Genomic DNA, 15,830 nt, shown 5'->3' with positions numbered 1-15,830 from the left:
CGCGCCGGTCGGCCCGGCCGCAGCGCTGCTCTCCTGCGCTGCCGCAGCTGACCACCAGTGCCAGAGCGGTCCCTGCCGCTAGCCCAGCACGAAGATGCGTTCGCTTCATCCCCCAAACTCCCCCTTTTTCGCCGTCCGCTTTTTGGATTGCTCGGTAATGAACATCAGAATGAATGAGGTGCAAAGATTCGTAAGCGATAAAGCTACAATCTAATTATATCGCGCGAAAACGAAACGTCACACTTGCTTTAGAAAGGGCGCGTTCCAACGTCCTTTCCGGCGAGATGACGTGCGTAGAGCGCCGCTCCGTAACCGGGGGCATGGAGGGGAGCGACCGGTGTCAGGCCGACACGCGTCAGTCCAGCGGTGAAGGCCGCGCGAACGATCGGTTGATTGGCGAGCACCCCGCCCGACCACGACACCGCCACGGGCTCCTGCGACGCGAAGCCGAGGCGCTCGCGCAAACTGGTCGCGAGCAGCACCAGTTCATCCGCCGCGTCGTGGAGGATCGCATGTGCGGCACCATCGCCGGCGTCTGCCGCACGCGATACCAGCGCGGCCAGCGCGGCGATCTCCCCGCGCGCCATGCCGTGTTCGCCCATCACGCGCTCGCATAGGTCGAGGTCCGTCGCGAGCGCCAGCTCCTCGCGGAACAGTCCGTGCAGCGGCCCGAGCGGAAGCCGGCCGTCGCTCATCCGCGAAAAAGTCGCGAGCCCGCGCTGCGCGATCCAATAAGCCGATCCCTCGTCGCCGAAGACCTCGCCCCATCCGCCGGTCCGCGCGCCGCGTCCGGCGCGCTCGCCATAAGCGATCGATCCGGTGCCCGCGACGACGTTGATCCCGTCCGCGCACGCCAGCGATCCCGCCCAGCCGCAGACCATGTCGTTGTCGCAGCGGTAACGGGCGTGTCCGAGCAGCGCCCCGACCCCGTCATTCAACTGCGGATCGGCGATCCGGTCCTCACCATAAGCGGGGAGACCGAGGAAGACGTGGGTTAGCTCGCCCGGCTCGACGCCCAGTTGCACGCCGATTTCCGCCACGCCCTGTTCGATGCGCCGCAACGCCTCTGCGACGCCGACCTCCAGATGATAGGTCGTGCCGGTCACTGCCCGCGCGCGCACCTCGCCCTCGGCATCGATGCAGACGAACTCCGTCTTGGTGCCGCCGCCATCGACCCCGAGATAATAGGGCGCGCTCATGCCCTGACGGCGTGGATCCGCACGCCTTGCACCACGCGGTTGACGGTGCCGCTCGCGTTCGGACGATCGGGGGTCAGGCCGAGTGCTTCCGAGACATGCAGCGCAAACAGTTGCGCGGGCACGATGAACGGGAACAGCAGATCGGCGTCGGCGGCGTCGGCCAAGCCGTCGACCGCGATCGTCGCGTCATCGCTGTCCCCGGCCGAGATCACGATCACCTCACCCGCCTGGGCATCGCCGCGCAGTTCGGCGACGATGTCGAGGTCATAGCGACGCGTCAGCGGATCGTTGGAGACGAACACCACCGCCAGCGTGCGATTGGTGATGATCGTCTTCGGTCCGTGGCGGAAGCCGAGCGCGCTGTCGAACGCCGTCACCACCGCACCGTCACTCAATTCCATCAGCTTGAGCGCAGCCTCGCGCGCCAGTCCGCGGAACACGCCGCTGCCTAAATAGACGACCCGCTCGAACCCGCGGGTCGCCAGCTCGGCGACCACCGGCTCCGCGCGGGTCAGCATGTCCGCGACACCCGCCGCGATTGGCGGGACGCGCGGCTCGAGCGCCTCGACCCCGCCAAGCGTCGAGAGCGCGGCCAGCATCATCGCGCTGAAGCTCGAGGTCATCGCGAAGCTGCGGTCGTGCGTTTCCTCGGGCAGCACGATGACGTGCGTTCTTGCCCCGCCGCGCTGCGCCAGCTCGCCCGCCGCGTTGCAGGTAACGATCAGGTGGTGCGCGTCGTCGACCATGCGATCGACGAGATCGACCGCTGCGACGCTTTCCGGGCTGCTGCCCGAGCGACCGAATGAGACCAGCAACGTCGGCACGTCGCTGCGCAAATAGAGATGCGGCGCGCTGACTATATCGGTGGTGGCGATCGCCTCGACCGTCCGGCCGAGATGATGCGACAGGCAGGGCGCGAGGCATTCACCGATAAACGCCGACGTTCCAGCGCCGGTCAGGATCACCCGCAGCTTCGGCTGCGCCAACAACGGCGAGAGAAACGCGGCGATCTCCGCGCGAGCGGCGTGCAACAGCGCCTGCGTCGCGCGCAGGGTCGCCGGCTGTTGCGCGATTTCGCGCCGCGTCCAGCTAAGGCCCTCATCCGGATGGGGGACGGCGATCATGGTATCAGTCATGGGGAAAACAGGCTCCGTGATAAGCATCGAGCGTGGCGGCGACGTGCGCCATCACCAGCTCGGCAGGGTCGAGCATCGTGCCGCCGTCGCGCACCGCGGCGTAAGCCGTGGGCAGATACTGGCTGAGCAGCGGAAGGGGTGGCGGGGTGTCGCGCAGATTGGCGAACAGCCGCTCCTGCGCCGCCGCAATCACCGGGTCGGGCCAGTAATAACGGATGCGGTCGGAGAGGCTGTATTGCAGCTGCTGGTCGAGCGCCGGACCGGTCGCATGATAATATTTCGCCCAATTCTTCGGCTCTGCGCGCAGTCGCTCCAGCGTTACGGCGCGAAGATCGGCGCGCGTGCGCTCGGCGACCGTTTCGCGTTCGATCGCATCGAGCGCCCACAATGCCTCGCGCAGGGCGAAGGTAACGCCCGGGCCGACCTTGAGGATCGCGAAATGGTCGCTCACGAGTGCCGCGAGCGCGGCGGGCGTCTGATAGTCGGTTGAATGCGCTTCATAGACCAGATGATCGACTGGCTCGATCGCGCGGCTCAGCGCGACCGCCCGCTCGGGTCGGTAGTCGACAACCTTGTCGTGGTCGAACTCGACCCCCGGCTGCACGACCGTGGCGATCACCCGGGCCCAGGCCGCGTCGAGACCGACCTTTTCGAACAGCGCGCGGTGCATGTCGACGGTCGCGATCGCCGCCTCCGGCGTGGTGACGGCCAGCTCGTCGAGATCCTCCGCCGCACCGCCTGGAACCGGCACCTCGGTGCCGATCACATAGACCGGCGCGTCCGCCGTCGGGCCGTCGAAGGCATCTTCCGCGGCCCGGCAAAGCTGCGCGGCGCGCTCCGCGATCGTCTGCTCTGGTAGCGGGACCGGATCGTCGGCGCAGCTCATCGAACAATCGAGATGGATCTTGGCAAAGCCCGCACGGACATAATCCGCGACCATCACCTGCGCCTTCGCCATCGCCTCGGTCGCGGGCAGCGCGGTCCAGGCATTGGGCCCAAGATGGTCGCCGCCGAGCACCAGCCGTGTGACCGGGAAGGCGACTTTTGCCGCGATCGCTTCGACGAAGGCGCGGAAGTCGGCGGGTTTCATCCCCGTGTAGCCGCCGTCCTGATTGACCTGGTTCGAGGTCGCCTCGACCAGCGCGAACGGCTGATCGACCGCCAGCGCATGGCGTAACGCCGCCTCGATCACCAGCGGGTGCGCGGAGCAGACTGAGGTCACGCCGATGCGCTCACCCGCCTTATGCCGCCTCACCAAATCCAGAAGAATATGCACGCGCCGCTCCTTTCGCGATCGACCGTCCGTCGTTCGCTACGCAAGAAATGAGATTAATTCCGTCGACCTTAGGCGGTGGCCGGCTCCGGCTCGGTATCGGGATCGGCACTGTCGGGCTCGATCGCCAGCAACAGCGAGGCGGTCAGCGCCAGCACGATCCCGAACGCTTTGAGGGGACCAGGCATGACGTGCAGCACCGCCAGCGAAATCAATGCGGTGACCAGCGGCGCGCCGGCATTGGCGAGCGGCGCGACGATGATCGCCTTGCCATAGCGGAAGGCGAAGACGAGCGTCAGCGCGCCGATCGCGTTGAGCATTTGGATCGCCGCGGCAAGCCCCGGCCCGTCCAGCCCCCAGTTGATCGGCCGTGCGGTGTCGGTCATCGCCCAGGCGACCGGTGCCAGCGCAAGTGCCGCGATCGTCATGTAAACGAAGATACTTTCCGCCGCCATGACGTGGTTGGCCGCCTTCATGAAATAGGCCTGCACGCCCCAGCACAGCATCACCAGCACCGCGGGCAGCAGCCATGCCGCGGACGTCCCCGCTGCACCGGGCGCGAAGTCGAAGGTCGGCAGCGCCAGCAGCGCAAGCACGATCCCCAGCGCGCCGAGCCGGCCGGTGCGCTCCCCCATCAGCAGGAACGACATCGCGATCGTCACCACCGGCGACAGCGAGATGATCGGGAAGATCAGATACGCCGGCCCGCGCGCGACCGCGTAGAACAGCAGCATCTGCCCGCCCGCGCCGAGCAGCCCCACGGCCAAACCGTAAGCGATGGCGCGCGGCGAGCGGTCGAGCCGCCAGCCGGATTGCGCCAGGACGACTAGCGCCGGCGGCACCATCGTCAGCGCCCAGACGCAATAGACCAGTGTCTCGGGGAAGCCATGCTGCGGAGAAAGCCCTGAGAACGCACCCCAAACGCCCCAGAGCGCGACGGTGATCAGCGCGTTGAACAGCCACGCCCGCCCGGTCATGCCACGCCCCGCGTCATCGGGGTCGCGCGCACCAGCAGGGCATGGTCGAACGTCGCAGCAAGGGTCGGCTTCAAGCGCGAGGCCGTGCCGAGCGACTGTCCGCTGAAGCCATCGACGAGCGTGTAGTCGCCCTCGCCCAGCCCATGCAGCGCGATCGGGCCCGACCAATGGTCGGCGTAGAAAGCGTAATGAAGAACGCCATCCTTCTCAATGGCATGTGCCTCGGGCTTGTCGAAGCCGATGTCGTACAGTCCACCGAGATAGCGGCCCTTGGGCAGCATGTGCTCGCGATAGAGCGCGACCCATTTGCCCCAGAGCGCTTCCTTGGCCGGGGTCAGGACGAAGCCGCCGGGAGGCAGCTTTTCCATGGGCTTGGGCGTGTCCTTCGGCCAGGTAAACTTGGTCGAGGGGATCGCGCCGATGCCATAGGTGGAGGCGAAGTCGGCACCGCCGTCGCTCAGCTCGACATGGTCGCCGGCATAGGGGGCGGACGGCCCCATCAACGCCTTGAAGGTCTTGCCTTTCAACCGGATCTGCCATGACGAGAGTGGGTCCGACGCCGGCGTGTTGTTGGTGCCCAGCAGGTTGTAGAACGCGAAGCTGTCGCCGCACGGGCACAATTCCACCACCGCTTGCGGATTCGCGGCGATCGCTTCGTCGTGGATCGCCTTCCAGAAGTCCTGAAGCTTTTCGCTGGATTCCTCCGGCCTTTCATGACGATGCGCTGGATTATAGCAGGGCGCGACGCCGTTCAGATGCTGGCCGTCGAGCTTCAACCCCTCATAGCCCCAGTCGACCATGATCCGGCGCACCAAGGCCCGGAAATAATCGACCGTCGGCTGATAGGCCGGACAAAGCGTGAAGGCATTCCAGAAGCTTACGTTCTGCGCCGAACCGTTGCGATCAAGCAGCAGCATATCGGCATGGTCGCGCAGCAGGTCGGTGCCAGGGTCGACCGCGAGCGGAGCGAGCCAGAGCCGCGGGCGCATCCCGTCCGCCTTGATGCGGTCGGTGACGGCGCGCATGTCCTTGTCGCCGCGTGGGAATTTCGCAGGATTGAGCTTCCAGTCGCCCTCCGCGGTCTGCCAGCCGTCGTCGAGCACGGCCCACTCAAACCCGAGCGCCTTCGCCTTGGGGAGCGTGCCATAGACCTGATCGAGCGTGAAATTCCGCTCATAGCCCCATGCGCACCAGATCGGACCGTAGCTCGACTCGGGGATCGACGGCGCCGCCACGCCGCGCTCCGCCATCAGGCGGCGATAGGCGTCGAGGGGACGAAAATGATCGCCCTCGTGCGCCATCAGGAACGAAAATGGCAGCGTCAACGTCGCACCGGGCGCAAGCAATACGGTCTGGTCGCCGCTCAAGCCGAGCCGGGTCGCATCCGGTTGCATCGAGACCGGCAAGGCCACCTGGCGCGGGCTGGTCTCGACATGGCCGATCGCCAGACCGACGTCGCGCCGCCACACCACAGCCACCGGCGTTCCGCCGCCATAATCGGACGCGTTCATCCCCATGAAGTTTCGCTGATCGAAACCGGGTGCCACTTTCTGGATCCAGTCGCGCCGATCGGGATAGGAGGCGCCGGCGAAGGTCCATGCGCCGCCGCGATGGGCGCGCAGATCGTGCGTCGCAACCCGCCAGCCCGATACCGCGAGCGGCGCGGTGCCGGTGTTGCGATAGCTGACTTCGTACAAGGCGAGACCGGGATAGGCATCGAGGAAGGTGATCGCCGTCCCCTGTTCGACCTGCCCGCCCGCGGTTGCGCGCAGGCGGTGTTGCCGCCCCTTGCCATGCACGCCAGACACGGGCGCCTCGGCATGATCGAGCAGGAGGAAGGTGCCGAGCGGCCGGTCGCTGACGAACAGCGCCTCGGGCGTGCCGCGTGTCGTGATCGACTTGCCGCCGAACGACAGTTGCGCTCGCATCGCGCGATCATAGTCGATCGTCAGCGTGCCGTCGGTCAGCCGCACCCCCGACGGCGCCGCGGCCCAGACCGTGCCGCCCCAGTCCGGCAGCGCCACCGCCGCGCCGCCGATCATCAGGCGGGCAAGCATCGAGCGGCGCGTAACGGGGCTGGACGACATGACGAACTCTCTCCTTCGCGGGCCGCCGACGCGGTGCGCCGGTGGCTCGACCAGAAAGAACTTGCACCAACCGGAGCGGACGCGCAAACAAAAAGCGCAACACGAAAGCGCGTTTTCTTTCGTTATGATTGGTCGAGGAGAGTGACATGGAGGTGATCGCGGCCTTGCTGCTGGTCGGCGCGGCATCGACGAACGCGCAATATACGGAGGCGGACTTCGCCCGCGTCGCGAAGTTCGATGCGCATTTCCACGCCAATGTCGACGACCGCCGCTTCCTGGCGCTGGCGAAGCGCGACCGGTTCGAGGTGCTGTCGATCAACGTCGATTATCCCGACTTCCCGCCGCTCGCGCAGCAAGCCTCGATCGCGCGCGACATGCGCGCCGCCGATCCGGTCGACTTCCGTTATGCCACCACCTTCTCGATGGAGGGTTTCGGCACGCCGGGCTGGACCGAGCGCACGATCGCGCATCTGGACGCCGCCTTTGCGCGCGGCGCGATCGCCGTGAAAGTGTGGAAGAACATCGGCATGGTCGCGACCGACCCGAGCGGCAAACGCGTCTTCCTCGACGATCCGCGCTTCGATGGCGTGATGGCGCATCTCGAACAACGCAACATCCCGCTGATCGCGCACCAGGCCGAGCCGAAGAATTGCTGGTTGCCGCTCGATCAGATGACCACCGACAACGATCGCGCCTATTTCAAGGCGCATCCCGAATATTACATGTACCTGCACCCCGAGGAGCCGCGCTACGAAACGCTGATGGCGGCGCGCGATCGTTTCGTCGCGCGACATCCCAAGCTGGCGTTCGACGGCGCGCACATGGCCAGTTTGGAATGGAGTGTCGACGAGCTGGCGCGCTTCTTTGACGCTTATCCCAATACCGTCGTCGATCTTGCCGCGCGGCTGTCGAACTTGCAGGTTCAGTCGAACGCCAATCCGGCCAAGGTGCGGGCGTTCTTCGTCAAATATCAGGATCGCATCCTGTACGGCACGGACCTGACCGACAGCCCGCCCGATCCGGCGGCGCGTGCGCAGAACCCGCCCGCGACCAACGACTTCGCCAAGGAGGCGGATCGTGTCTGGCGCGCGGATTGGCGATATCTGGCGACCCCGCTTTCGCAGCGCGTCGACGCGATCAACGCCGATGCGGTCGGGCTGAACCTGCCGCGTGCGGTGATCGACAAGATTTACTGGCAGAATGCGCGGCGGTTTTTCCATTTGAAGGGATAGGGCGTCTCCGCGAGCTGGCGTTTGGGCGAGCTCGTCGTGGGAGGCAGTCGGTGGTGCGGGAGCCGGGGCACGTGCTTCGACAAGCTCAGCACGAGCGGAGGAGTGATGTGACCTGTCGGCGCGCGTCTTGGGATATGATGACGTGAAATTGTTTTACGTCGTCATTGCGAGTGTAGCGAAGCAATTCAGTGCCGTACCAGGACGCCCTGGATTGCTTCGCTACGCTCGCAATGACGGTGCTGGTTTGATGTGCCGTCATCACGATCTAACTCAGCATGACGGACGGTAGTTGTTTGAGCGGGGTTTTAGCCAACGCGCAAATGCTTCAGCCGGCCGTCATGGCATATCTTGATTCCGGGGACTTGATCAGGCGACCGCGCTTACCGCGGGCAAGACAAAGCCGGGGCCCCGGATTAAGTCCGGGGCGACGGGGGTTTTGGGCGTCAGCCTGACTCAGGCCACGTGGAGGCGAAAGCCTAGCCGGTCGGCGGCTGCCTGCATTCCCTCGGGCGCGGTGTCGTCGATGACGAGGTCGTCGATTTCGGCGACGTTGAGGATGCGGTGGAGGCAGACGCGGCCGAACTTGGAGCGGTCCGTCACCGCGATGACCTGCCGTGCCGCCTTCACCATCTTGCGATTGAGCATCGCTTCGGGTTCGTAATGTGTGGTGATGCCACGCTCGATGTCGAAGCCGTCAACGCCGAGGAACAGCTTGTCAACGTGCAGATCGTCGAGCGCGCTTTCGGTCTGCGCGCCGTAGAAGGCGCGGTTGCGCCGGCGCAGCGTGCCACCCAGCATCACCACCCGGATCCGCTCCTTGCGCGCGAGCGCGGCGAGGATGTCGAGATCGTTGGTGAGGACGGTGATCTCCTCATGATCGGGCAGATGATGCGCGATCTGCAACGTCGTGGTCCCGGAATCAAGCACCACCGAGTCACCCGGCCGCACCATCGCCGCCGCCAGGGCGCCGATCCGCGCCTTTTCATCGACGTGGCTGGCGCGCTTGGCCTCGACCGGCGGCTCGGTAATGACGTTGACCGCGTCGGCGACGATCGCGCCGCCATATGAACGCTCGGCGACGCCGCGTTTTGCCAGGAAATGCAGGTCCTTACGGATTGTCTGCATCGACACGCCGAAGCGCTCAGCCAAGGGTGCCACCTGAACACTGCCGCGTTCGCGCACCATCACGCTGATCTGCTGCCGTCTGCCGCTGGTGTCCCGAACCGTGGACATGTCACCCCTCCCAAGAACCGCATCCTTATCAGCGCGGCTGCCCCGCTACAACATCGCTTCAGGTTTCGTTTCTTTTCTGTTTGACAGTGATGCAAAACGAAAGATACCTATCCGCAATGTTTCGCATTAATTGCGACGGATCGGGGAGACTGGCGATGACGCATCCAAACCGCAGACACGGGATCACCCTCACGGGTGTCAGCCTCGTCGCATTGCTCGTGGCGGGACAGGCCGCTGCGCAGGACGCGACCGCGTCCGTCGATCCGGCGCAGCGTTCGTCGACCTCCTCGCCCGATCCGCAGGCGATCCTGTCCGATCCCGGCCAGCAACCCGGCGAGACGGGTGATCCTTCCACCACCGCCGACGTGGTGGTGCGCGGCGTGCGGGGCAGCCTGTTGCGATCGATCCAGGCCAAGCGCAACGCGGACACGATCGTCGATGCGATTTCGTCCGAGGAACTCGGCAAATTCCCGAACCGCAACGTCGCCGAGGCGCTCGCCAATATTCCCGGCGTGACGGTCGGGCGCGACGGGCGCGGCGAAGGACGCGACATCACCGTGCGCGGGCTCGGCTCGAATTTCGCGATCACCACGCTCAACGGCCGCATCCTGCCGACCGACGGCACCGACCGCTCCTTCCAGTTCGACGTGCTGCCTTCGGAAATCATCTCTGGCGCCGAGGTGAAGAAGGCGGTCCGCGCGTCGGAGCTGGAAGGAAGCATCGGCGGCAACGTCAACCTGCGCACCGCGCGTCCGCTCGACCGATCGGGTTTCCACGCCTCGGCGGCCATCGAGGGCCAGTACAACGACCTGGTCGACAAGGGAGGCTATAAGCTCAGCGGCGTCGTCAGCACCACCTTCGCCGACGATACGATGGGCATCCTGCTTGGTGCCAGCTATAACAAGTACAAGTTCCGCACCGACAATCTCGGCGAATATTCGATCACCGACGGGACCGAAGCGGGCTATGGCATCGACTTCAACCGCGACGGGCGCGTCGACGCCGATCCGAACGGCCCGGCCTATATCTGGCCCGATTATTACAGTGTCGGCTATGTCACCGGCGAGCGCGAGCGGATCGGTGCGGCGGGTGCGTTCCAGTGGAAACCGTCGAGCAATTTCGAGGTCACGATCGACGGCATCTATAGCCATTTCGACGTGAGCCAGCACAATTACCGCTCCTCCAACTATCTCAACCCGCTCGGCGACGACGGCACGCCGCGTTGGGACCCAACCTCGATCTCGGTCAACAAGAACAACGTCGTCACCGGGTTCACCAAGAACGACATGGTCGCGGAGGTGCTGACCACCGACGAACCGCGGCAGAGCCAGACGTGGCAGATCGGCGGACGCGTCGACTGGCGACCGGTCGAGCAGTTGAAGCTGGCGTTCGACGGCTATTACGGGAAGGCGACCAACAACACCGGCGGCCGCAACCGCTTCGTCGTCGCGGGCATACCCGGCGCCTCCGCGGCGTTCGCGACGCGTGACAACGGGTTGCCGGACCTCGCGATCACGCTGCCGGGTGGCCGCACGCTCGATCAGGCGACCAACGACGATTTCCGCGCGCATTATATCGGCATCCAGGGCCAGGATATCAGCGACGATATCAAGAGCGCGAAGATGGACGGCGAGTATCGCGTCGACAATGGCGTGTTCAAGGCGATCGGCTTCGGCATCGCGTGGACCGACCGCAACAAGGACGTCACGACCGTCGACAACCAATATACGACGTCGTGCAATTACTGCGGCTATCCGTTCACCTTCGGCGCGATCGGCGCGGATGTGGTGAAGCCGGGGCGTGGGGATATCCTGCAGAAGCGCCGCGGCAACTTCCCGCGCAACTTCCCTTATTTTGACATCGACACCTATCTGGCCGCGTTGCCGCGCGCCGACAACAATCCCGCGATCCTCAACCCCAATAGCTGCCTCGATGCGAGCGGCGCGACGATCCCGGGCTGTTCGCTGACGCCCTACCCGGCCGGCTATTCGACGCAGATCATCCAGGACGATCTGCCCGCCTCCTATCGGATCGGTGAGCGGACCTGGGCCGGCTATGTCCAGTTCAACCTGGAGGGTGCGCGCTGGCGGGCCGATATCGGCGGCCGACTGGTCGCGACCAAGGTATCGTCGGTCGGCTATGGCGCCTCGATCGCGACGATCATCCCGCGCGCGGGCACGCAGGACAATGCGGTCGGCTTCAACCCGGTCGAGCCGATCACCGGCGGTGGCGACTATCTGCGGCTGTTGCCCGCGGCCAATTTCGCTTTTGACCTCAGCGACGGATTGCGGCTGCGGCTTGCGGCGTCGCAGGCGATCTCACGGCCGACCTTTGCCGAGCTGTCGCCGGCCAAGGACGCGACATCGGCGCAATCGGGCACGTACATCATCTATGACGCGGGCAATCCGAATCTGAAGCCGACCGAGGCCAACCAGTTCGACGCGTCACTCGAATATTATCCGTCGAACCGCCTCGCGCTGACCGCGGCGGCCTTTTACAAGCATATCACCAACTTCGTCGCGACGGTGCCGGTCGACGTGGTCGTCACGCCGACAGCACAGCCGGCCAATCAAGCGCAGAACTTCAACTTCGTCGAATATCAGGTTCGAAACGGCGACAGCGCGGATGTGTATGGCATCGAGGTCGGCGGGCAGTATTTCCTCGACAATGGCCTGGGCGTGCAGGCGAACCTGACGTACAATCATTCGCGAGCCACGTCGGGGGATGTCACCACCGACCTTCCGGGCGCGATCCCCTTCTCCGCCAATGGCAAGTTGTTCTACGAGAACCACGGCATCGGCGCGCAGCTATCGTACACGTTCCAGTCGCGCTTCACCTACGCGCAATCGGGCAATCTCGCGTATCTTCCCGTAAAGGAAGATCCCTATCATGAGGTGTCGGCGACGCTGTCCTATGATGTGACCAGCAACTTGACGGCCTATGTGCAGGGATCGAACCTGTTGGGTCAGGCGGTCAAGCGCTTCAATGATTTCCGGAACGTGCCGAACTTCTACGAATATTCCGGTCGTGCGTTCTTCTTCGGTATCCGTGGCCGGTTGTGAACGGCGCGGATGGGCGACCTTGCGAGGTCCTGCCCTCGATCTGGTGAAGGAGGCCGGAGTCAGTGGCGACACGGCCCCCGTTCTCTTTTACGCAATCCGCGCCCACATGCCCTGTTGGGTGGACCAGAGGAAATTTGCCGGTCGGACAGGATGATCCCCGCTTCTTTCGACGGTAAAGGTGACGTTTTCGACCCGGCAGGGGGCGATGCCCGACAGGGCGCCGACCATTAGGCCTTTCCCGTCCATCCAGTGCGCCTGAGGCCATCTGGCGCCGTGAACCACGACGCTATGTTGGCGCGGCTTGTCGTTGGCGCCCAGCACGCGCAGCCAGACCCTGTCGCCAACGTCTGTCGCCAGGATCGGCGCCGGGCCGCTCTGGCCTACTCGACCCCGGTGGACGGGATAGGCGCGGTAATTCACCGCTTTCTGCCCGCAATCGACCGGGTCGAGATCTGGGTCGGCATCGGCCATCGGTGACAGCGGATCGCCGTTCACGAAGAAGCGCAGACCGTCCTGCGCAAACCAGAAGGTCTCGCGCGCGACCAGTGCACCACCGTCCGCATTGCGAATGTCGGCGGAGAAACCGGTCCAGCCTTCGACATGGTCCGACCCCGATCGATAAGGGCGCACGTCGGTGGGGAGGACCACCAGTGCGCCGATCAGGCCGTGGTGGCGATGGTTGCGGATGTCGGCCATGTCATGCAGGTAACAGACCTGACCGATACCGCCGTCCGCGCTCGACCGCGGTGCCAGCATCGGGTCTGCCCACCACCAATACTCCCGCCAGTTGCGGCGCGCGCCGTGGCCGGGATGGGCGAGCACCCCGCCTTCCGGGGCCAGCAGATCCGGTCCAGCTGAGGCGTCAGCGACGGGCCGGGCAGCGGCGCGAACAGCGCGCGATTTTCCGGTGTCGGCGGCAGCACCCGGACCAGCCCAGGTGCCGAGCCAGAAATCGTCCGTCGTGCCGAACGTAACTCGAAACTCGCGCGCTGGCGGGGATCCGCGAGCGGCTGCTGCCCCCGGCGCTCATCAAGCGCTTCGCCGCTTTGCTCCAGCAGGAACTCGCCGCTGCGGCGCAGGCCGGAAACGCTGAGCGTGCCACGGCCGAGCACAAACTGGTGGAGATCCGCACGCGCATCGCCAATCTCGTCACCCAGATTGAGGAAGATGAGGACGCCCCCGCGCACTGACGACACGGGTAAAGGATCTGGAAGCCGAGGAACGGCGACTGGAGAAGATCATTGCTGCAACGCCAGCGTCGCCGGTCGTGCGCCTGCCGGCGAACTACGAGAGCCTGTACACGCGCGCTATTGCCGAGCTCGACACGCACCTCGCCTCCACCGACGGTGCGAGCGCCCGGCAGACCATCCGCCCGCTCATCGAGAAGATCGTGGTGCAGCCAGGCAGCGCGCGTGGTGGCAAGCGCCGCCCCATCCAGCTGTACGGTGACCTGTACCGGATGCTGGCGTTCGCGGAGGAAGCGTGCGCGCCAAACGCACAACAGGCCCGTCTCTATCGAGGCGGGGCTGTTGTGGTATGGATGGTTGCGGGGACAGGATTTGAACCTGTGACCTTCAGGTTATGAGCCTGACGAGCTACCGGGCTGCTCCACCCCGCGCCGAGGTGTAGGGAGAGTGAATGGGTTCTTTTTATGTGCGAGCTGCAATGCCTGGCGGCGACCTACTCTTCCATCGCTTGAGCGATAGTACCATTGGCGCAGAGGGGTTTCACGGCCGAGTTCGGGATGGGATCGGGTGGTTCACCGACGCTATGGCCACCAGGCAATGGAGCCTGCACATAAGTTCTTCCCGGTTTTGCGGCCGGGAGGATCTGGTTCAAAATCGATGCACTGATTTACTGGCTGGATGTCATCACCCGCATCCAACGCTGTTGTTGGGGGTGTGTGCTCTCAAGCGCGAATAGGACGATTAGTATCGGTTAGCTTCACGCGTTACCGCGCTTCCACATCCGATCTATCAAGGTCGTGGTCTCCGACCGTCCTGTGAAATCTTATCTCGAGGGAGGCTTCCCGCTTAGATGCTTTCAGCGGTTATCCCGTCCGTACATAGCTACCCTGCTGCGCCGTTGGCACGACGACAGGTACACCAGAGGTACGTTCAACCCGGTCCTCTCGTACTAGGGTCAACTCCTCTCAAATTTCGACGCCCACGGCAGATAGGGACCAAACTGTCTCGCGACGTTCTGAACCCAGCTCACGTACCACTTTAATTGGCGAACAGCCAAACCCTTGGGACCTGCTCCAGCCCCAGGATGTGATGAGCCGACATCGAGGTGCCAAACAACCCCGTCGATATGAGCTCTTGGGGGTTATCAGCCTGTTATCCCCGGCGTACCTTTTATCCGTTGAGCGATGGCCCTTCCACGAGGGACCACCGGATCACTATGACCGACTTTCGTCTCTGCTCGACTTGTCAGTCTCGCAGTCAGGCGGGCTTATGCCATTGCACTCTAACAGCCGGTTTCCAACCGGCCTGAGCCCACCTTCGCGCGCCTCCGTTACTCTTTAGGAGGCGACCGCCCCAGTCAAACTACCCGCCACAGAGGGTCCCTGTACCGGTTTCACGGTACGAGGTTAGACAATAGACAACAACAGGGTGGTATTTCACCTGTAGCTCCACACCGGCTGGCGCCAATGCTTCAAAGCCTCCCACCTATGCTACACAGTTCTTGTCCACTGCCACTCTGAAGCTGCAGTAAAGGTGCACGGGGTCTTTCCGTCTAACCGCGGGTACTCCGCATCTTCACGGAGAATTCAATTTCGCTGAGCATGTCCTGGAGACAGTGGGGAAGTCGTTACGCCATTCGTGCAGGTCGGAACTTACCCGACAAGGAATTTCGCTACCTTAGGACCGTTATAGTTACGGCCGCCGTTTACCTGGGCTTCATTTCAGAGCTTGCACCCCTCCACTTAACCTTCAGGCACCGGGCAGGCGTCAGGCCCTATACGTCGTCTTGAAGCCGACTTAGCAGAGCCCTGTGTTTTTGCTAAACAGTCGCTACCCCCTGGCCTGTGCCCCCCATGATGGCTTGCGCCTACATGGGGCCTCCTTCTTCCGAAGGTACGGAGGCAATTTGCCGAGTTCCTTCAGGACACTTCTCTCAAGCGCCTTGGTATACTCTACCTGACCACCTGTGTCGGTTTCGGGTACGGTCTATACGGTGGGGCTATTTCCCGGGACAGCTTCGAAGCCAGCTCAATCCGTTAAGAGCTGACAACACACGCCATCCGTCACACACCACCAGGCCCACGAATATTAACGTGGTTCCCATCGACTACCCCCTTCGGGCTCGTCTTAGGGGCCGGCTCACCCTGCGCGGATTAGCCTTGCGCAGGAACCCTTGGTCTTTCGGCGAGAGGGCATCTCACCCTCTTTATCGCTACTCATGTCTGCATTCGCACTTCCGATACCTCCACGACCCATTACCAGATCGCTTCGCAGGCTTACGGAACGCTCCGCTACCGCGTATCCTCAGATCAAGTCTGGGACACACCCTAAGCTTCGGTGCACGTCTTGAGCCCCGTTACATCTTCGCCGCAGGAACCCTTAGCTAGACCAGTGAGCTGTTACGCTTTCTTTAAAGGATGGCTGCTTCTAAGCCAACCTCCTGG

Annotated in this window: 10 protein-coding genes, 1 tRNA gene and 2 rRNA genes (1 of these 13 running past the window's edge); 3 read left to right on the top strand and 10 right to left on the bottom strand. The window is 64.1% G+C overall.

Going from position 1 to position 15,830, the window contains the following annotated elements; all coding sequences use genetic code 11:
• Positions 1 to 248: 248 nt before the first annotated feature.
• From QP166_RS07155 to QP166_RS07135, 5 genes are all read right to left on the bottom strand, one after another.
• Positions 249 to 1,199 carry an N-acetylglucosamine kinase gene (locus tag QP166_RS07155; protein ID WP_333915297.1) on the bottom strand — a complete coding sequence of 317 codons (951 nt, stop codon included), beginning with the start codon at positions 1,197 to 1,199 and terminating at the stop codon, positions 249 to 251.
• Positions 1,196 to 2,335, bottom strand: coding sequence for an SIS domain-containing protein (locus tag QP166_RS07150; protein WP_333915296.1), 1,140 nt, complete (start codon positions 2,333 to 2,335; stop codon positions 1,196 to 1,198). Before QP166_RS07150 ends, QP166_RS07155 begins: the two co-directional genes overlap by 4 nt.
• Complete coding sequence (locus QP166_RS07145; protein ID WP_333915295.1) at positions 2,328 to 3,611, bottom strand: D-tagatose-bisphosphate aldolase, class II, non-catalytic subunit; 1,284 nt, start codon at positions 3,609 to 3,611, stop codon at positions 2,328 to 2,330. Before QP166_RS07145 ends, QP166_RS07150 begins: the two co-directional genes overlap by 8 nt.
• A 68-nt stretch (positions 3,612 to 3,679) precedes the next feature.
• Positions 3,680 to 4,585, bottom strand: coding sequence for a DMT family transporter (locus tag QP166_RS07140; protein ID WP_333915294.1), 906 nt, complete (start codon positions 4,583 to 4,585; stop codon positions 3,680 to 3,682).
• Positions 4,582 to 6,672 carry a glycoside hydrolase family 36 protein gene (locus tag QP166_RS07135; RefSeq protein WP_333915293.1) on the bottom strand — a complete coding sequence of 697 codons (2,091 nt, stop codon included), beginning with the start codon at positions 6,670 to 6,672 and terminating at the stop codon, positions 4,582 to 4,584. The genes QP166_RS07140 and QP166_RS07135 overlap by 4 nt, the downstream gene beginning before the upstream one ends.
• A 146-nt stretch (positions 6,673 to 6,818) precedes the next feature.
• Here QP166_RS07135 and QP166_RS07130 point away from each other — a divergent pair, with 146 nt between their 5' ends.
• Positions 6,819 to 7,904: an amidohydrolase family protein gene (locus QP166_RS07130; protein WP_333915292.1), complete on the top strand. Its 1,086-nt coding sequence runs from the start codon at positions 6,819 to 6,821 to the stop codon at positions 7,902 to 7,904.
• Between the two features lie 453 nt (positions 7,905 to 8,357).
• On the opposite strand, the gene agaR is transcribed toward QP166_RS07130, so the two are convergent.
• Positions 8,358 to 9,137 (bottom strand): transcriptional repressor AgaR, encoded by a 780-nt coding sequence (gene agaR / locus QP166_RS07125; RefSeq protein WP_333915291.1) that lies wholly within the window; start codon positions 9,135 to 9,137, stop codon positions 8,358 to 8,360.
• A 155-nt stretch (positions 9,138 to 9,292) separates the two neighbouring features.
• On the opposite strand from agaR, the gene QP166_RS07120 reads away from it, so the two are divergent.
• Positions 9,293 to 12,199 carry a TonB-dependent receptor gene (locus tag QP166_RS07120; protein WP_333915290.1) on the top strand — a complete coding sequence of 969 codons (2,907 nt, stop codon included), beginning with the start codon at positions 9,293 to 9,295 and terminating at the stop codon, positions 12,197 to 12,199.
• 87 nt (positions 12,200 to 12,286) lie between these two features.
• On the opposite strand, the gene QP166_RS07115 is transcribed toward QP166_RS07120, so the two are convergent.
• A complete protein-coding gene (locus QP166_RS07115) occupies positions 12,287 to 13,021 on the bottom strand; it encodes a hypothetical protein (protein ID WP_333915289.1) in 735 nt (244 codons plus the stop codon).
• Positions 13,022 to 13,245: 224 nt separating this feature from the next.
• On the opposite strand from QP166_RS07115, the gene QP166_RS07110 reads away from it, so the two are divergent.
• Positions 13,246 to 13,389, top strand: a complete 144-nt coding sequence (locus QP166_RS07110; RefSeq protein ID WP_333915288.1) for a hypothetical protein — start codon at positions 13,246 to 13,248, stop codon at positions 13,387 to 13,389.
• A 351-nt stretch (positions 13,390 to 13,740) separates the two neighbouring features.
• Here QP166_RS07110 and QP166_RS07105 read toward each other — a convergent pair.
• The 3 genes from QP166_RS07105 to QP166_RS07095 all read right to left on the bottom strand — a co-directional run.
• Positions 13,741 to 13,817, bottom strand: a tRNA-Met gene (locus QP166_RS07105).
• Between the two features lie 49 nt (positions 13,818 to 13,866).
• Positions 13,867 to 13,981, bottom strand: a 5S ribosomal RNA gene (gene rrf / locus QP166_RS07100).
• Between the two features lie 126 nt (positions 13,982 to 14,107).
• A 23S ribosomal RNA gene (locus QP166_RS07095) occupies positions 14,108 to 15,830 on the bottom strand (it continues 1,069 nt past the right edge of the window).

The organism is Sphingomonas sp. LR60 (assembly GCF_036855935.1).
Classification (GTDB): Bacteria; Pseudomonadota; Alphaproteobacteria; order Sphingomonadales; family Sphingomonadaceae; genus Sphingomonas.
This window is presented reverse-complemented; position numbering and strand designations above follow the sequence as displayed.

Bases quoted from the DNA above. Each gene is read 5' to 3' on its own strand.
- QP166_RS07155 (WP_333915297.1), bottom strand. From the start codon at position 1,199: ATGAGCGCGCCCTATTATCTCGGGGTCGATGGCGGCGGCACCAAGACG.
- QP166_RS07150 (WP_333915296.1), bottom strand. From the start codon at position 2,335: ATGACTGATACCATGATCGCCGTCCCCCATCCGGATGAGGGCCTTAGC.
- QP166_RS07140 (WP_333915294.1), bottom strand. From the start codon at position 4,585: ATGACCGGGCGGGCGTGGCTGTTCAACGCGCTGATCACCGTCGCGCTC.
- QP166_RS07135 (WP_333915293.1), bottom strand. From the start codon at position 6,672: ATGTCGTCCAGCCCCGTTACGCGCCGCTCGATGCTTGCCCGCCTGATG.
- QP166_RS07130 (WP_333915292.1), top strand. From the start codon at position 6,819: ATGGAGGTGATCGCGGCCTTGCTGCTGGTCGGCGCGGCATCGACGAAC.
- agaR (WP_333915291.1), bottom strand. From the start codon at position 9,137: ATGTCCACGGTTCGGGACACCAGCGGCAGACGGCAGCAGATCAGCGTG.
- QP166_RS07120 (WP_333915290.1), top strand. From the start codon at position 9,293: ATGACGCATCCAAACCGCAGACACGGGATCACCCTCACGGGTGTCAGC.